9 protein-coding genes are annotated in these 18,226 nt (G+C 37.8%); 5 read left to right on the top strand and 4 right to left on the bottom strand.

The window, feature by feature from the left end:
* Positions 1 to 2: 2 nt before the first annotated feature.
* From G7Y57_RS05695 to G7Y57_RS05685, 3 genes are all read right to left on the bottom strand, one after another.
* Positions 3 to 1,667, bottom strand: coding sequence for a RagB/SusD family nutrient uptake outer membrane protein (locus G7Y57_RS05695; protein WP_165021243.1), 1,665 nt, complete (start codon positions 1,665 to 1,667; stop codon positions 3 to 5).
* A gap of 21 nt (positions 1,668 to 1,688) precedes the next feature.
* On the bottom strand, positions 1,689 to 5,057 hold the full coding sequence (locus tag G7Y57_RS05690; protein ID WP_255491349.1) for a SusC/RagA family TonB-linked outer membrane protein: 3,369 nt from the start codon (positions 5,055 to 5,057) through the stop codon (positions 1,689 to 1,691).
* 269 nt (positions 5,058 to 5,326) lie between these two features.
* Positions 5,327 to 6,337: a FecR family protein gene (locus G7Y57_RS05685; protein ID WP_165021241.1), complete on the bottom strand. Its 1,011-nt coding sequence runs from the start codon at positions 6,335 to 6,337 to the stop codon at positions 5,327 to 5,329.
* Positions 6,338 to 6,524: 187 nt separating this feature from the next.
* Here G7Y57_RS05685 and G7Y57_RS05680 point away from each other — a divergent pair, with 187 nt between their 5' ends.
* The 4 genes from G7Y57_RS05680 to G7Y57_RS05665 all read left to right on the top strand — a co-directional run bounded on the left by G7Y57_RS05680 (position 6,525) and on the right by G7Y57_RS05665 (position 12,230).
* On the top strand, positions 6,525 to 7,094 hold the full coding sequence (locus G7Y57_RS05680; RefSeq protein ID WP_165021240.1) for an RNA polymerase sigma-70 factor: 570 nt from the start codon (positions 6,525 to 6,527) through the stop codon (positions 7,092 to 7,094).
* Positions 7,095 to 7,316: 222 nt separating this feature from the next.
* Positions 7,317 to 8,312 carry a DUF5106 domain-containing protein gene (locus G7Y57_RS05675; RefSeq protein ID WP_255491348.1) on the top strand — a complete coding sequence of 332 codons (996 nt, stop codon included), beginning with the start codon at positions 7,317 to 7,319 and terminating at the stop codon, positions 8,310 to 8,312.
* Between the two features lie 127 nt (positions 8,313 to 8,439).
* Positions 8,440 to 9,642: a BamA/TamA family outer membrane protein gene (locus G7Y57_RS05670; RefSeq protein ID WP_165021239.1), complete on the top strand. Its 1,203-nt coding sequence runs from the start codon at positions 8,440 to 8,442 to the stop codon at positions 9,640 to 9,642.
* A 161-nt stretch (positions 9,643 to 9,803) separates the two neighbouring features.
* The gene (locus tag G7Y57_RS05665) at positions 9,804 to 12,230 is read left to right on the top strand and encodes an AsmA family protein (RefSeq protein ID WP_165021238.1); all 2,427 of its coding nucleotides are present in this window, start codon (positions 9,804 to 9,806) and stop codon (positions 12,228 to 12,230) included.
* 91 nt (positions 12,231 to 12,321) lie between these two features.
* Here the strand turns inward: G7Y57_RS05665 and G7Y57_RS05660 are convergent, their stop codons facing one another.
* Positions 12,322 to 15,534 (bottom strand): S41 family peptidase, encoded by a 3,213-nt coding sequence (locus tag G7Y57_RS05660; protein ID WP_165021237.1) that lies wholly within the window; start codon positions 15,532 to 15,534, stop codon positions 12,322 to 12,324.
* Positions 15,535 to 15,747: 213 nt separating this feature from the next.
* On the opposite strand from G7Y57_RS05660, the gene G7Y57_RS05655 reads away from it, so the two are divergent.
* The gene (locus tag G7Y57_RS05655) at positions 15,748 to 18,189 is read left to right on the top strand and encodes a glycosyl hydrolase family 95 catalytic domain-containing protein (RefSeq protein WP_165021236.1); all 2,442 of its coding nucleotides are present in this window, start codon (positions 15,748 to 15,750) and stop codon (positions 18,187 to 18,189) included.
* The last annotated feature ends 37 nt before the right edge of the window (positions 18,190 to 18,226 follow it).

Below are 18,226 nucleotides of genomic sequence, written 5' to 3'. Positions count from 1 at the left end.
AATTACCACCCCGGATTATTCGGCAACAGGTTAGGATTAAGGAATAATTCATTTAACGGCAATGAATAATAATAGTGCTTCGGAGCAGTGAAGAAGCGGTTGGCTTCGGCTTCTATTATTAAAAAGCCATTTTCATCCACTATGCCCGGATTTTCTTTATCTAAAACACTTAGATCTTCATATTCAGTTCCTTTATATTTTATACCTTTCAATGCTCCCGGCAATTCTACTTCACCTGTTTTCCAACGTCTTATATCGTCGCGTCTGAATCCTTCGAAAGCAAGTTCTACGGCACGTTCTCTACGGATTTCTGTTTGCATATTCAACCCGTTATCTTGCACGAATTTATTGGTTAACGGAGGCATTTCGACACTCACCCGTGAACGGATTACATTAATCGTATTTTTCAGTATTTCATCACTGACAGACCCATTTCTTTCGTAGGTTGCTTCTACTAAAATAAGTAAGACTTCAGGATAGCGAATGATATGATAGTCGTAAGATGAATCGTTTACACCTGTTCTCTCTTCTCCCATAAACTTCCAAAGCTTATATCCGGTACGAGTTTCAGGTCGTGTATTGAATTGGGGAACACTCACCAACTGCCCATCCTGAGGGCTTAGATATGTTGTTCCGGGGATTAAGAATGTCTGGCTCATACGTGGATCTCGATTTTCAAACTCATCAGCCATTTTTTTATAACCCTGAAATCCCGAACCTGGCTTGTCGATAGGTAAGCCGGTACTTTTACATAGGTACATATCGGCGAGTTTTTTGGTAGGAGTGCCTCTTTGTCCCCAGTAGACACCATGTGCTGTCGAATGCATACGGATATCTTTGTAATAACGGCTCGACAATATCGCTTCGGGTGCATTATCTCCCTCCTCAATAAACAAACGACGATAGCTTTCATCTCCTGCTTTTTCGAATAGAGAGTATTCATTGCTTTTTCTTACAAGCTCGGCTGCCGCTATTGCCTGATCGAGCAATTGCTGATAATCGGTTCTGTGCTTATGATATTTAGCCCACGTACCTGCAAACAATGCCACTCTTGCTTTCAGAGCCAATGCAGTACCTTGCGTAATACGTCCGTTCTCATCTGCTGTAAGTTTGCTTTGTAGTGGCAATTTAGTGTAAATTTCCTCCAATTCGAAGAGTATGAAATCTTCTACCTTTGCCTGTGGTTCTCTTGTGCCATACAGTTCGGCTGATTCGGTACTCAAAACTTTTGTAACAATAGGAACATCGTTAAATTTCTTCATCAATCGCCAATGAGTATAAGCTCTAAAGAATCGGGCTTCGGCTACATAGCGTTCTATTTCGGAGAAATTACCTTCGTACGACTCACTTTTTTCTATAATTTTATTACAGTTGCGTAAATCTACAAAGCGATCGTCCCAATCTCCATCAGAGTTGGGAGCTACCAGTGTACCATTACTCACCGTATTTCCCAACTGCCCGTAAGCAATATCGCTGTCGGTATCTTTTGTACCGAAAGTTTCCATCCTGTCATATAAAAGATTTACAGCTTTCATATAATCGTTGGGGGTTTTCCAAAACTGAGTATCCGTCAAATCATCTTTCGGATACAAATCAATGTCCTGACAACTTGATATTGTCAACAGAGTGACAATAATCGTAGAAATTGTTAATATATATTTTTTCATGTTTATATACTTTAGGAAAAATTAGAAAACAATATTTACACCTAATGAATAGTTACGGGCAAATGGATAACTCACATAACCACCACCTTCTTCCGGATCCCATCCGCCGGGTGCATTGTGAATTTCGAAGAGATCTTCACCACTGAAATAGACCCTGATCTTCTCGAGTTTAAACTTTTGAAGATGCTTCTTAGGAATGGTATAGCCGAATTGTAAGTTTTTCAGGCGCACATAGGCCACATTGTGTTTCGTATTGGTAGACACATAATAATTGTAATCTTTTTTACCATCATTAGTTATAGCCGGATATTTGGCATCTGTTCTTTCAGAAGTCCAAGTCTTTCCATACCAGTACTCTGCCGACTGATACCATGGTGCAGCAAAAGGCTTGCTGGCTTCACCTTCCAAAAACATAGTCCGTTTTCCAACTCCTTGTATAAATGCTCCGAAATCGAATCCTTTATATTCTGCATTCAGATTGAAACCGAAATTATATCTTGGATTGGTATTTCCCAGATAAACCATGTCGCCTGCTCCTTCTGTACCATCACCAAGAACTGTAAGATTACCATCGCCATCCAAATCTTTATACATCGCATCCCCTACGGCTATTTTGCTTTGTACAAGGTCATTTTTCGGAAAACGTGATTTATATTCATTTAGCTGTTGTTCATTTTGGATAATCCCATCAAATACATATCCGAAGTACGAATCCATAGGGTAACCTACCGGAGTACGATTCATTCCAAGTCCGATCAACGAGTTTCCGATCCTTTTCGATACTTCGTTTCTTGCATCACTCACATTGGCTCTTACCGAATAACTGAAGTCACCTATCTGATCTCTCCAACCCAACGTAACTTCCCAACCGTTAATTTTCAGTTCTCCGCTATTTGTTGCAGGAGCAGAAATTCCTAACATAGAAGGATAGGTTATAGGGATTAGCATGTTTTTATTTTTTTTCCAGAAATAATCAAACGATCCGTATAATCTGTTATCCAAAACACTGAAGTCTATACCCAGATTCTTTGAAGCGATCGTTTCCCATGTACGTGAACTTGAAACCAGATTGGATTGTTGCGCCATTTGCCCTCTTTGTCCGTTACCGAACGGGTAATAGCTTCTGCTTATATTGATCAGCTCGATATAATCGTAAAAACTTATACCTGACTGATTTCCCATTTCTCCATAAGAGGCTCTAAATTTCAAGTCATCAAAAAGTTTCAGATCTTTCATGAATGATTCTTCTCCGACACGCCAAACTGCACTTGCTCCGGGAAAATAACCCCATCGGGAATCCGGATCGAATCGGGAACAACCATCGGCACGCAAGGTTCCTTCTATTATATATTTATTGGCAAATCCATAATTTACCCTCGAAAAGAATGAATTGATAGTCCATGCATTTCCTTCACTCGAAGCATCCTGATCTTCAGGACTCCCCAGATTTATGGGCATTGATTCCTGTTGGTCGAAGTTGATACGTTTAGCCCAGAATTTATCAAAGTCGGACGATTCATTTGCAGCTCCTACCATAACACCAAGGTCATGTTTTCCAAGTGTTTTTTTGTATTCTCCATATAAAGTGAAGTTTTTATACAAAGTCTTTGAGTAACTGCGTTCGGCGCTATTCGGTTTTCTTGCTGTTCTATGGTTTACGTCATCCCAATTATAACTGTAAAGCATTTTCATAGCAGAATATTTGTCAGAGTCATTCTTACGAACCACAGCACGACCGATCAGATTAAGTCCATCTATAACCTTCCAGCGTAATTGGTTGTTTATAGTAAAATTACCGGTTGTTATATTCGATAATCCGCCATCTTCCAACACTTGTGCGGGATTATCAAAGCCCTCGAATGTATAAAAGTTTCCTGCCGGATTATACAAAGGAGCCCAGCTACGGGTTTTATATATTAACTCCCATATATTTTGTCCTTCACTAATACCTGATGAGTAATTTCTACTACTAGCTTCGTACGATAGGTTGAGATCATAATCCAAATTTTTAACTATCTGTATATTAGATTTCGTTCTGACAAAGTACCGCTTGTCGTTGTCGGTTCCAAACTTAAGTAAACCTTCTTCGTTTTGGTGTCCTAAAGAGATTAGGTATGAGTACTTTTCACCACCACCCGAAAGGCTGACATTGTAGTTCTGAAGGTTACCGTTTCCTATCATAATATCATTCCAGTCCTGGTCTTTATAAAACTTAGGATATCCGGACCATCTTCCCCAGTTGGATGTTGGAAGTACTTTGTCACTACCATCAAGTATCAGCTGTAGTTCGTCCTGAGTATACTCTATAGGAAAGGAACCATCTGTAATCTCCAGTCCCATAACTGCATGTTGGTAAAGACTGGCCGCCTTTTTCAACAAAGCCGGTTTTTTCACAGAATAAAATGCGTCGAGTGTAACTTTCAGTTTTTGATTTTTATTTGCATTTTTAGTCGTTACCAAGATCACACCGTCAGCAGCGCGCGCACCATATATTGCGGCTGTACCGTCTTTAAGTACCGATATATTGTCGATATCGGCTGCGTTTATCATATTCAGGTCACCTTCGGCTCCGTCTATCAATATTAACGGAGACCCTCCATTGATAGACGACATATCACGTATGCGGATAGTTGGGCTACTTCCCGGCGCTCCACTTGTACGAATAACTGTAAGTCCCGGCATTTCGCCCTGAAGGGCATTAGCTGCATTTTGAACAGGTCGCGATTGAAAAGTTCTGGAATCTGTTGTTGAAACGGCTCCTGCCAGATTTGCTCTTTTCACTGTACCGTAACCGATAACAACTACTTCATCCATTTCCTTTATATCCTCTTTCATGGATATATTCAGCGTCTTTCTGGAACCCACTACTTCTTCTTGCCTCAAATAGCCAATAAAAGTAAAAACCAGTATCGCATCCTGATTTGGCACATTAATAGAATATGCTCCATCGACATCTGTTATCGTACCCACAGAAGTGCCCTTCAGAGCGACACTTACTCCCAGTATCGTTTCTCCCGTCTGATCTCTGACCACTCCGGAAACAGTATTTTGTTGTTGAGTAACACCCTGACTTCCATTCGTTGATTTATTTTTTTCGGTAAGAATTACATCTTTATCCAAAACTTTGTAATCAACATCAGAATCAGCGAATATTTCACTTAAGATGGGGAGCACAGCTTTTTTATTTGCTTTTATAGAGACTTTTCGCTCTACATCAACTAATCTGCTATTGTAATAAAAATGAAAATCGGATTGCTTCTCAATTTCATCCAGAATATCGGCTACTCTTTGGTTTTTAATATCAAGAGATAATGTTGCTTGCTGTGCATACGAACTGGATGCCAAAGCAACATTCACCGATAGAATCAGTAAAACAGTTAATAATTTCATAGTAAGAGGGATTTTATCAAACTTGCAAGAAAGGTGACAATACCTCCAAGTCTGTTGGAGATGATAAATTTTTCTCATATTTTTGTTTTGCTTTTAAATAAAAAATAAATTGTTTTTCGATTTGTTTTGCACGGAAACATGCTCGTAACATGCTTCCGTGTTTTTTATTAGATTTTCGAACGGTTATCTTCTCATAGGCATTGTAATTAGATTTAGGTTAATAGTGTTTTTTATTTAAGGTCGGATGTGTCAGATAATTTATTTGGTTTCTATTTACTTAATACAATAATAGATTTAGTTCCCTTCTCATCTTTCGGATATGTTATCTTATAATTGATGTTAGATGATATTTTCATGTAATCGAGTACTTGATATAAAGGTTTATCTTCGAATGTTCCCGTAAAAGTATAGGTATTGATAATCCTGTTTTTAACTTCAAATTCAATATTGTAAAAACGAGCTAAATGCGCCAACACTTCCGCCATTGGCGTTTCTTTGAAAACCAGACGATTATACATCCAGTCTATCTCACGATCGGTATCGACTGTGGTTATATGCAATTGGTTCGTATGAAGGGAATAAACGGCTTTTTCGGAAGGGAGTATCACTGTTTTCGTTCGCCTTCCGGCAATATCCAACTGAACACTACCTGTAACAAGGGTTGTTTCTACTATCCCGTCTTTCTTATAAGCCTGTACATCGAATGTAGTACCCAGTACCTCCACTTTTAAATTATTATCGAGAGCTTTTACAATAAATGGTTGCTTGCTGTTCTTCACAACTTCGAAATATGCTTGTCCATCGATTTCCACTTCCCTGCTCCGAGCATCGAAAGTAGATGGATAGCGAAGACTGGAGTTTGAATTGAGCCAGACTTTAGAACCATCGGGTAAGCTAAATGAAGATACCATTCCGGCATTCGTTTTCATTTCCACCATTTCAATATATGGTGCGACTTTACTATGAGAGAAATATAAATAGGAAGAAAGACATATCATCGGCAATAGCAAGACGGCAGCTATACGCTGAAATGTCTGTAATATGCGTTGGTTCTTATTCTTTTGCTCCTTTATCTTCCTATTCTTTTTGAATGTATCTAGTGCCCGATCGGTATCGACAGAATTCATTATTCTCAACCTTTTATTTGCTTCTAATACAAAATAAAGTTGCTCTACAGTTTTTCTATTTTCATCCGACTCTTCCATCCAATGTTGAGTATTGATATTTTCCTCATTGGTTGTTTCGTTCAATAGATAGCGGATTATAGTATCTTCGGTCATTATTTATTATCTTAATTATTGTGCATTTATACACATTCTATATATAATACATTTCAGAAAGAAGATGTACTAAAGATTTATTCAATTTTCTTGCATTTTTCTTAGTTTGGTTAGTTAAGATGCTTCTATATTTTGTGAATATCATTGCTAAATAGTATTATTGTACTACCTAAATTGAAAAACACCCATGTCGCTTAAACAGGATGTGTACAACGAAACCACTCTTCTCCTGAAATCGGGAGACGAGGCCACTTTTGATATCGTATTTAAACAGCATTATGCTGCTTTATATGCCTTTGCGTCCAATTTTATTCCAATAAATGAATGTGAGGATGTGATACAGGAGACGATGATGTGGTTATGGGAGAATAGATATTCTTTAGATTCGGACAAATCACTGAAGTCTTTATTATTCACAATAGTAAAGAATAAATGTCTGAACAGAATTTCCCACTTGCAAATTAAGCAACAAGTACACAGTGATTTATATTCTAAATTTATCGAACAGTTCGAAGATCCTGACTTCTACACTCATACCGATTTATTAAGAACATTAGATCAAACAATCAAGAATTTACCTAAAGATTATAGGGAAGCTTTCGAAATGAATCGCTATCATGATTTAACATATAAAGAAATTGCAGAAAAAATGGGTGTGTCAACTAAAACAGTTGCCTACCGTATAGGTCAGGCGCTGAAAATACTCCGAGTAGAATTGAAAGAGTATTTGCCTATTATGTTTCTAGGAATATTCTGAATGCTAGCAGAGATATAAAATATGACAATTTTCATCATCCATTCTGGTCATTTTCTCATTAGATATAGTTACCCTTTCATCCATGTTCTAATGTTAGCGAGAGAACAAATAGTGAAATGATATTGTTATGGATATGAAGGCATTGCATTAAAGAGCAAAATAGCCCGCTTTTGAGATCATGACATTAACAATATAAAATATACGTTTTCAATAGTTTAAATTATGAAAAATATAAGTATTTCGCGCATCCTTATTTGGATAATTTATCCATTACTAATATTCTTATTTATGACTTTCTGCTTCTTTAAATGCAGTAGCGGACATACCAAAGAAGGAGAGGCATCATCCGAAGGAGAGAAGAAAAGAGAGTTCGTGATGATCTCTATACCTGCAAATATTACAACGCCAAAAGACAGAGGCGATTTTCTTGTGGCTCATTACTGGGATAATTTCGATTTCTCGGATACAGTTTATACGAATTTACCCCAAATTACAGAACAGGCATTTGTCAATTATATAGAGGTATTACCTCTGACGGAAAGAAATATCGCTGCCACATCCATTCAAAAATTATTAGGTGAAGCAGAAAAAGAAGAAACAGGCAGAATGTATTCTTATTTCAAAGAGCTATCCGAAAAATATCTCTACGATCCTAATTCACCATTGAGGAATGAGGAACTATATATTCCGGTTGCCGAATATATAGTGACAGATTCTAAAACCAATGATAGTGATAAGGAACGAATAAAGTTCGATTTGGATATGATGTATAAAAACAGAATCGGAGAAAAAGCAACAGATATAAGCTATACACTACAGTCAGGGAAGAAGGGTACATTGTACAACATCGAAGGCAATTATACGATTGTCTTATTCTATAATCCCGATTGCCATGCTTGTGCCGAGATTATATCTTACATAAAAGCATCTCCCACACTCAATAATAAATTGGAAGATAAATCACTAGCAATTTTAGCACTCTATCCCGATAAGGATTTGGAAATCTGGGAAAAGCACCTGAATGACATACCGTCAAATTGGGTAAACAGCTATGATAAAGAGCAAATTGTAATGAATAAGAAACAATATGACTTAAAAGCTATTCCAACACTTTACTTACTGGATAAAGACAAAAAGATCATATTGAAAGATGCTAATATACAAGAAATTGAGAAATATCTGAATGAGACCAATACACCATCCTATATATTAAAATAAGCTGCTTCAGTACTCAGTATTGTTTACTCTTATGTTCCTTAAATAATGAACTATTCAACACTAGCTTTGTTAACATTCTAGTAGACCCTTCATCTAAATTATCACAAGGGGTATTACACAATATAGAATGAAAAAGATATTAATAGCACTCTTACTACTCGTTATATTTTCGTTAATAGCTCTTTGCGCCAAGGGTCAAGAGAAAAAAATAAATATCATCCCTTTTCCCGTCGTAGCTACAAATCCTACTGTGGGTTTTGCATTCGGATTCTCACCCGGTTTCACATGGTACATGGGCGATAGGCAAAATACGAGTATGTCGTCTGCTGTCGCCTCTTTGGTGTATACAACAAATAAACAGCTCTTCTTCAGCGTACGGGGAAATACATTTCTCGAAGGTGATAAATGGAATCTGTTAGCCGATCTGAGATATCAGATTACTTCGCAACCGACTTATGGTTTAGGTACAAATAACAGATCGGTTCATCCTCTAGTAAATAATGATGATTATGATTTCTCGGAAACTCACTATCTCAGAAGACAAGAAATGATGGAATACGATTTTATCAGAGCATACCTCACCCTTTTGAAAAAACATGAGGACACCCGCTTCTTTTATGGTTTGGGCTATCATCTAGATGTTATCTATAATATAAACGACCATTTACTCAATTTAGATAAAGAACCTCAGGACATAACAAATCATTATCGATATAATACGTTAAAAGGCTTTAGCCCCGATCGGAATACCGTATCGGGAGTATCGCTCAACGCAATGTTCGATAGCCGAGATAATGTTGCTAATCCTTATTCCGGCAGATATGCCTTTGCCAGTTGGAGAGCAAATCCTAAAATGATAGGAAGTACAAAAAGTTCAAGTACATTATGGTTAGAATACCGTGACTATTTCAATCTGTCGGAAGAACGTCCACGACATCTTATCGGTATCTGGACTTACGGATGGTTTGTAACAAGTGGCGATGTACCTTATATGAACTTACCGGCTATCGGTTGGGATAAATTCAGCCGCTCAGGTAGAGGATATACATCGGGACGGTTCAGAGGAGAGGATTTAGTCTATACTGAAGTAGAATACCGCTTCCCTTTACAAAAAAACAGTGATACACTCGGAGGTGTCATTTTCGCCAACACAGCTACCGCCAGCAGCCGTACCGAAAATGTCGATCTTTTCCAACATGTAAATTTAGCTTATGGCATCGGTTTACGTGTTATGATCAATAAGAGAAGCCGTTCGAATGTCAATCTCGACTATGCATGGGCTACTAATGGATCGCAAGGATTATTTATATCGTTGAACGAAGCATTTTAATGCTGAACTTATCATATAAGTATTGCCCGTAACAGTCTAATTCAACTGAACATTTCACACCTTAATCCGTTTTAAATTTAGATAGATTTATAGAATGATAATTTTATGGAATCTTCGATGGTTGCAATATCTAAGATTACATCAATGAATCTCATATCACAATGAAAAAGGGCTTAAAAATTAGTGGAATTGTTATCCTTATTCTTGTAGTTATATTGATTGCACTACCATTTTTATTTAGTGGAATAATAAAGAAAGCCGCTATAAAAAAAGCAGATGAGCAATTGAATGCAAAACTTGAGATAAGGGACTTACGACTGAACCTCATCTCTAATTTCCCCCATGCTACACTTTCCCTCTATGATGTTGTACTTAGCGGAATTGACAATTTTGAAGGTGATACGCTCATTCAAGCAAAATCCGTCGAAATATCGATGAGTCTTATCAATTTGATTCGCAGCAGATATAATATAAGCCAGCTGAAATTAGATAGTTCTTCGGTTTATACTAAAATATTACCTAGCGGACAAAGCAATTGGGATATAGTCAAGAAAGATTCCAGTAAAGTAAATATTTCTAATGATAGTAAACCTTTCAAACTTCAAATACAAAACATATTGCTAACAGGATGTAATGCTGTTTACGAAGATCAGATATCACATGTAAAGACTATCATTACAGGATGGAACGGAACTATTTCTGCCGATTTTGCAGGTGATGAGAGCAGTATAAAAACGACTTCTGTAATCGATGAATTTTCACTTTTCATAAAAGATGTTCCTTATCTGGATAAATTAAAGTTTACAACTAATTCTTCTTTTTCTGCCGATCTTAAGAATAAAAAGTTTACCCTTACCAAAAGTGATGTACAATTGAATGAAGTAAAAACTCATATTGATGGGTCATTCACTTTAGTTGAAAAAAAGGGAATAAACTTCGATTTTAAATTAACAGCTCTAGATACCGATTTCAAAGATATACTATCTGTCGTACCTTCAATTTACACTAAAGATTTCGAAGATTTGGAAGCATCGGGTGCAGTATCGATAGATGGCTATGTAAAAGGATTGATGCAAGATGAAATATATCCGGCTTTCAGCCTTAAGCTTTTCGTCCATAATGGTATGTTTAAATATTCGTCTTTACCCAAATCGGTAGACAATATTAATATTGATTTTCTAATGGAAAATGAAGGTGGTTCATTAGATAGCACAAAAGTAAATGTTAGTAGGTTCAACTTCAACATAGGAGGTAATACTTTCAAATCGAACTTGAGTGTACAGACACCTGTTAGCGATCTTCACATGAAAGTATATTTAAAGGGTATACTTGATCTGGATTTGATTAAAGAGATATATCCTCTTGATAAGGGTTTAGAAATCGGCGGAAAGATTGATGCTGATTTAGATATGGCAGCTAACTTATCGAATATAGAAAAAGATGAATATGATAAAATTAAAATAGCAGGTCAATTAAATCTGAGTAATATATTATTCAAAAGAGAGAAACAACCGACTATCCAAATCAAGAATGCTGCTGCAAAACTGAATCATCAACTTGTAAATCTCTCCTCTTTCAATATCAGAATCGGCAATAATGATCTTTCGATAAAAGGTCGTTTAGAGAATCTCTTAGGCTATATTGTTGCAGATAAAACATTGAAAGGTCAGTTAGATATTAAATCAGCTCATTTCAATGTGAACGACTTTACAGGCAATAGGTCTAAGAAATCGTCAAAACCCTTTGTCGTTCCTAAGAATTTAGATTTGGCTTTAACTGCGTCTCTAAAACAAGTCACATACGAGAAAACAGATATCACCAATCTGGATGGAAACATTACAATAAAAAGTGGGGTAATAACAATGAAGAATGTCACAGCAAATACTTTAGGAGGATATTGTAAAGCAAACGGATCGTATAATACGGCACAAAATCCGTCCAAGCCATTATTAAATATGGCCTTGGATATGAATAAGATGTCATTCTTTGAGACATTCCAATCAGTAAAAGCTATCGGTAAGTTTGCTCCTGTATTTGAAAAAATAATAGGAACTTATTCCATGAAGATGAGCTTCACGACAATTATAGATCAGAATCAAGATCAAACACTGGCTAATATAAAAGGAAGTGGCACAATGAAAACTGACGTTATAAAAGTAAAAGGTGGTATTAAAATCCTAGATGAATTAGCCGCTAAAGTCAAACTAGAATCCCTCAGTTCTTTTATAGCTAAAAATGTGATAGTGGAATTCACTGTTCAGGATGGCAAATTGACGACTAAACCTTTTGATGTTAAAATACTTGGAACCAAATTAAATCTTGGAGGAAGTACAGGTTTAGACAAGAGTATCGATTACAAAGTTTCGTTATATTTTCCCGGACCATTGAGAGTGGGATTAATAAATAACATAGCTATGACTGTTAAAGGCACAACTGATAATCCTAAGTTTATGATCGATCCCAAATCGATGCTTGTAAATTCTGCAACCTCTATTCCCGGTCAGCTTATAGGCGGAGGTATTCTAGGTCAAGCAGCAGTTAATGCAGGAACAGGTTTAGCAAAGAACCTGCTAAAGAAGAAAAAATAAAAGTCTTACTATTGTTTTTCAAAGGCATTTTTTGAAACAGGGCTTGTGGAAATAAATCCACAAGCCCTGTTTTATTTACTCTTATATAATTTTACTTGTTCCAAACTCTAGGAGCAGGAACAGGTTTAAGAGGCTCTCTATTTTTAAGATCTTTCATCACTTCTTCGATCGCTCTGTCTAATTGCTGATCTTCGCCATTCCATTCTTTAACAGGATCGTTATCGATTTCAATATCAGGATCAACACCATGATTCTCGATAATCCATTGTCCTGTTTTAGCATCATAGCTCGTGAAGAAAGGCACACGTATATCCGTTCCATCAATAAACGGCAAGGAACCCGATATACCAACAATTCCACCCCATGTACGTGTTCCGATTAGCTTACCTAAGCCTAAAGCACGGAATCCCCAAGGGAACAAGTCTCCGTCTGATGCAGAATATTTGTTAATCAAACATACTTTCGGACCTACTTGCACAGCATCGGGAACAGTACCTACACGAGTCGAACCACGACGCATAGTCAAGCGGTAAGGCTCACGAGACAGGCGCTCCAATATCATTGGTGAAACATTGCCACCACCATTAGCTCTATCATCTATTATCAGCCCCTCTTTATCTAATTGAGGGTAGAAATAACGTGCGAATTCATTTAATCCATCAACACCCATATCCGGGATATAGATATAGCCTATTTTACCATTCGATGCTTTCTCAACCTTCTTCAAATTATTTTGTACCCATTCGTATTGATACAAAGAATCTTCTTCATCCAGTGGGCTAATCACTATTTTGCGTGCACCTGCCAGTTGATTTTTGCTATTCAATGATATTTCAGTAGGTACTCCCGCTTTACCTACCAGCAATGAATACATATCTTTTACTGTATTGGTAGGAACTCCATCGATAGCGACAATAAAATCGCCTGCCTTAGCTTCTATACCTGCATCTGTAAGCGGAGAACGGAGATTCTTGCTCCATGATGCACCTTGAAGAATCTTTTCTATGCGGAAAAAACCACTTTTATCTCTCGAAACCTCTGCGCCTAGCAGCCCCATATTGATACGCTCAGGACGATCTAATTCCCCCGGATTCACATAAGCATGACCGCAGTTCAGTTCACCAATCATTTCACCTATCACATAATTAAGATCGAGACGGTTTTTCACGTATGGAAGAAGTACCGAATACTTTTCTTTCATTGCTTTCCAATCTACACCGTGCATGTTTTCAACATAAAATCCATCACGGTATACACGCCATGCCTCATTAAATATCTGAGTCCATTCCTGTGGATAATCAGTCGTAATTTTCATATTGGAAAGATTAACAGGATCTTTCAGTTCTGTTTTTCCTCCCGGAATATTGGCTACAAAGAATTGTTTGTTTTTCGTAAATAGAGCTTTCTTATCACTATTACCTACAAACATTGATGCACCTTCGGCAATAGTTTCTTCTTTTTGGGTTTTCAAATCAAACACACAAGCATCCTGACCTTTAGAATAATATATTTTTGCACCATCCGAATAGAAATTCCAATAATTAGCTTGTCCTATCGGTAACTTTATAATTCGATCTCCTATACCGTCAAAATCAATCTTTGTAACAGATGTCGAATCTTTCTTCTCTGTTTCGGGTTTCTTAGCATCACTTCCTATTTTGACTTCAGCATCCTTTTCCAAAAATGGTGATGGTGTAGCTTTCGATAAAAGAGCCATATAAACACCACCTGAATTTGGATAAACATGATTCCATTCTTTCGATCCATATATAGGATTAAAATCGCGAGCAGAAGCAAATATCAAATATTTACCATCTTTACTAAAAACGGGGCTATACGATTCGTACCACTTATCAGTTATCGCAGTCTCTTTTTTCTCTGCAATATTAAAGACATACACTACGTCAAAATTATTCGACTCCATACGATTATATGTCAACCACTTACTATCGGGCGAAAAAGCTACACCTCGTATTTCACCTACAGGATCAGTCAGTAGCACAGTTTTTTGCTTAGTCGCTAAATTCAATTGATTAATCCTGTTTTTACGATCGGTATAGACAATAGATTTAGAGTCGGGACTCCATTCGAAACCACGAATATAAGTATCATTATTTTTTGTCAGTTGTACAGGTTCCGAACCGGTTGCATCTTGCATATACAATTCAGTTTCTCCTGTGGCATCCGAAATATAAACAATCGATTTTCCATCGGGCGACCATTGTGCATTACGATCATGCGCTCCCGGCGAACGTGTCATATTTTTAGTCACGCCTTTATCAGCAGGAAGATTGAACACTTCACCACGAGCTGTAATAACAAGGCGTTCACCATCGGGCGATACGCTTGCACTTGTAACATACTTGTCGCCGTTTTTGATGTCGCTTCGTGCATAAATATTGTCGGAGGTCAAAGAGATATTGATTTTCACAGGTTGTTTGTTTGCCACATCCAGTTTGTATAAATATCCTCCATTCTCGAATACAATAGTATTTCCGTGATGGCTCGGAAATTTCACATCGTAATCTGTGAAATTAGTAACTTTAATTGTTTGCTTCGTTTTTGTATTATAAGCAAATATATTCATCGTACGGTCACGATCAGAAATGAAATAGATATCATCACCAATCCACATCGGCATAATATCCTGTGCATCGTTATTAGTTATATTTTCTACTGATTTGCTTGCGGGATCGTATATCCAGATATCATCGGCCATCCCTCCTTTATAGTATTTCCATGTACGGAACTCACGCATCACACGATTGTATGCCAGCTTCTTGCCATCGGGCGAATAGCTGCAAAAGCCTCCTTCGGGCAATGGAATCACATCAGACAATCCGCCTTCGTTGCTAACGGTATATAAACGTCCGATAAAACCACTACCTATACGATTACGGTAAACTATATTCTTACCATCGGGAGTCCAAGTCATTACAATATTGTTAGGCCCCATCCTATCGCCAAGATCGTCCCTGCTATTTGTAGGAGTATACGTCACACGGAGCGGCTCACCTCCCACAGATGGGATTGTAAACACTTCGGTATTACCATCATACTGCCCTGTGAAAGCAATTGTTTTACCATCGGGCGAGAATTTAGGAAACATTTCGTAACCGACATGCGATGTCAGACGTTGGGCTTCTCCCCCACTGACAGGAACTTTATACAAGTCGCCTGCATAAGAGAAAACGACCTCCTGCCCATTGGTAGATGGGAAACGTAGTAGCCGTGCCTCCTGAGCGAATATCTGCGGCAAAGAAAATACCGCTGCAAATAGAAATAAGATTACATTCTTTCTCATAATCATAAAAAGGTAACAGTTAATTATTCAGATGAAAACAAAGTTAAAATGTTTGACCCGAAAGAAAGATTATTTTTCCTACTTTTTAATGATTGTCCGACAATTCTTTATAAAGATATCCGCCTCACTTCGTCTGAACTACTTTTTTTACTAATATTGCCATTCATATATTTCTTTTTCTTAAAAGGAAATACACATTATACACTATATACTATGAAAAAATATATTTTACTCTTTGCTATTCTCTTACTGAGCATATTCACATGCAAAGCCGATGATCTGAAATTATGGTACAAGCGTCCTGCCAAAGAATGGGTAGAAGCATTACCACTAGGAAATTCCCGGCTGGGGGCAATGGTCTACGGTAATCCGTCGAGAGAACAGATACAACTAAACGAAGAAACAGTATGGGCCGGAGGTCCTCATCGCAATGATAGTCCCAGCATGTTAAAAGTCCTTCCTCAGGTACGAAAACTGATATTCGACGGAAAAGAAAAAGAAGCCGAAGATATACTCGAAAAGAATATACGCACACCTCATAATGGTATGCCTTATCAGCTTGTAGGGAACCTTTTCTTAGATTTCAAAGGACATGATAATTATTCGAACTACAATCGTAGCCTCGATCTGAAAACAGCTGTAGCTAATACTTCATATATAGTAGATGGTATCACCTTCGTCAGGGAAACATTTACTTCTTTTACCGACGACGTGATTATTATGCGTATCACAGCAGACAAGGCTAACAGTATCAATTTCACGGCTACCTACGAATCAATTATGCCCAACCACACACTCACGGCAAAAGAAAATATGCTGATATTAAAAGGTATGGGAAGTGATCACGAGGGAATAAAAGGAGTTGTCCGCTTCGAGAATCAGACCAGTATAAAAGCTGATGGAGGAACTATCAAAGCAAGTGAAGATGCACTTACAGTAGAGAATGCCAATTCTGTTACAATCTATATATCTATCGCATCTAACTTTATCAATTATAACAATGTAAGTGGTAATGAGACAGTGAAAGCCGAAAGTATTTTAAAATCAGCATTATCCAAAAGTTACGAAACGGCCTTGGCTGAACACATCAGCTATTATCAAAAGCAATTCAACCGTGTAGAACTTAATCTGGGTACATCTACAAGAGAGAACGAAGAAACTGATGTACGCGTCAGGAATTTCAAAGATGGAAAAGATCAGAGCCTTGTAACGCTGTTGTTTCAATTTGGACGCTACCTGCTCATCAGTTCATCACAACCCGGTGGTCAGCCCGCTACTCTGCAAGGTATCTGGAACGATCAGCTTATTCCACCATGGGATAGCAAATACACGATCAATATCAACACTGAAATGAACTACTGGCCTGCAGAAGTAACCAACCTCAGCGAAACACATTACCCTTTATTCGAAATGCTGAAAGAATTATCCGAAACAGGAAAAGAAACAGCCAAAACAATGTACAATGCTAATGGATGGGTAACACATCATAATACCGATATATGGCGTATCACGGCTCCTGTCGACGGACCGTTCTATGGAATGTGGCCTAATGGCGGAGCATGGCTCAGCCAACATATGTGGCAACACTATTTATATACAGGAGATAAAGTATTCTTACAAGAAGTCTATCCTGTATTGAAAGGTTCGGCCGACTTCTTTCTCGATTTTTTAGTAGAACACCCTATATACGGGTGGATGGTATCAGCTCCTTCTACATCGCCCGAACAAGGACCTCCGGGAAAAGAAACCAGTATAACGGCAGGTTCTACGATGGATAATCAAATTGTATTCGATGTGCTGAATAATGCGCTGAACGCATCCATAGCATTACAAACAAATGATGATGCATACAATAAACGACTCGAAGATATGATTGCCCGCCTCGCCCCTATGCAAATAGGGAAACACAACCAATTACAAGAGTGGCTTGCTGATCTGGACGATCCGAAAAACGATCATCGCCATGTATCACATTTATATGGTTTATATCCGAGCAATCAGATCTCGCCATACTCGCACCCCGAACTCTTTCAGGCAGCTAAGAACTCGTTGCTATACCGCGGTGATATGGCAACAGGATGGTCGATAGGTTGGAAAATAAACTTCTGGGCACGTTTACTAGATGGTAACCATTCTTACAAAATAATCGCTAACATGCTTTCGCTTGTGGAAACCGGAAATGACAATGGGCGAACCTATCCTAATCTGTTCGATGCACATCCACCCTTCCAAATTGATGGAAATTTCGGATTCACAGCAGGAATAGCCGAAATGTTGTTACAAAGTCACGATGGAGCTATTCACTTGTTACCGTCTTTACCCAAAATATGGAAACAAGGTAGTGTAAAAGGAATAATGGCACGCGGAGGTTTTGAAATATCTATGGAATGGAATAACGGAGAAATAGACAAGGTGAGTATATTATCCAAGTTAGGTGGCAATATGCGATTACGTTCATATGTACCTTTAACAGGTGCAGGACTCATCGATGCAAAAGAAGTGAATCCAAATCCCCTATATGCAATAGCGAATATAAAAGAACCTTTAATCTCTAAAGAAATAAAGCCTCAACATCCATATTTGAATAAAGTATATGAATATGATGTGCCGACTCAGGCAGGGCAGAAATATACATTTGTCAGAGATAAACGATAACGAACCTCACCCTTCTTGATAAGCGAGAATCAATATA

It is taken from the genome of Dysgonomonas sp. ZJ279, assembly GCF_011039205.1.
Lineage (GTDB): Bacteria > Bacteroidota > Bacteroidia > Bacteroidales > Dysgonomonadaceae > Dysgonomonas.
The sequence above is the reverse complement of the archived record's forward strand: the minus strand, read 5'-3'. Positions and strand labels throughout refer to the sequence as shown.

Bases quoted from the DNA above. Each gene is read 5' to 3' on its own strand.
- G7Y57_RS05695 (WP_165021243.1), bottom strand. From the start codon at position 1,667: ATGAAAAAATATATATTAACAATTTCTACGATTATTGTCACTCTGTTG.
- G7Y57_RS05690 (WP_255491349.1), bottom strand. From the start codon at position 5,057: ATGAAATTATTAACTGTTTTACTGATTCTATCGGTGAATGTTGCTTTG.
- G7Y57_RS05685 (WP_165021241.1), bottom strand. From the start codon at position 6,337: ATGACCGAAGATACTATAATCCGCTATCTATTGAACGAAACAACCAAT.
- G7Y57_RS05680 (WP_165021240.1), top strand. From the start codon at position 6,525: ATGTCGCTTAAACAGGATGTGTACAACGAAACCACTCTTCTCCTGAAA.
- G7Y57_RS05675 (WP_255491348.1), top strand. From the start codon at position 7,317: ATGAAAAATATAAGTATTTCGCGCATCCTTATTTGGATAATTTATCCA.
- G7Y57_RS05670 (WP_165021239.1), top strand. From the start codon at position 8,440: ATGAAAAAGATATTAATAGCACTCTTACTACTCGTTATATTTTCGTTA.
- G7Y57_RS05665 (WP_165021238.1), top strand. From the start codon at position 9,804: ATGAAAAAGGGCTTAAAAATTAGTGGAATTGTTATCCTTATTCTTGTA.
- G7Y57_RS05660 (WP_165021237.1), bottom strand. From the start codon at position 15,534: ATGAGAAAGAATGTAATCTTATTTCTATTTGCAGCGGTATTTTCTTTG.
- G7Y57_RS05655 (WP_165021236.1), top strand. From the start codon at position 15,748: ATGAAAAAATATATTTTACTCTTTGCTATTCTCTTACTGAGCATATTC.